We start from the raw sequence: 402 nt of genomic DNA, 5'->3' as shown, positions 1-402 counted from the left end.
AAGCCCGTGTCCAGCGATCCATCGGCGTTGAGGCGGGCCAGGCGGTTGCGCGTCTGGCCGCCCAGCTGGGTGAAAGCGCCCCCCACCAGTACCTTGCCGTCGGGCTGCACGGCCAGGCTGTACACCGCGTTGTTGGCGTCGGGATTGAAGCCCGTGTCCAGCGATCCATCGGCGTTGAGGCGGGCCAGGTAGGTGCGCGTCTGGCCGCCCAGCTGGGTGAAACCGCCCCCCACCAGTACCTTGCCGTCGGGCTGCACGGCCAGGCTGAGCACCGTGCCGTTGGCGCTGGGGTCAAACCCGTCATTGGCGTTTTGCGCTTTCGCGGGCAGGTGCCACAGCCCTAGCAGGCACAGGCAGCAGAAACAGAAGAATGCCCAGCACCAGAGAGGGCGTGGGGCGGCA

General features: G+C 68.2%; 1 protein-coding gene. It reads right to left on the bottom strand.

Annotation, left to right across the window (positions count from 1 at the left end; translation table 11 throughout):
• A partial coding sequence (locus JHD63_RS22955) for a delta-60 repeat domain-containing protein (protein ID WP_198973132.1) occupies window positions 1-272 on the bottom strand: 272 nt, incomplete at its 3' end.
• Window positions 273-402: the final 130 nt, after the last annotated feature.

It is taken from the genome of Xylophilus sp. ASV27, assembly GCF_016428875.1.
Classification (GTDB): Bacteria; Pseudomonadota; Gammaproteobacteria; order Burkholderiales; family Burkholderiaceae_C; genus Xylophilus.
The sequence above is the reverse complement of the archived record's forward strand: the minus strand, read 5'-3'. Positions and strand labels throughout refer to the sequence as shown.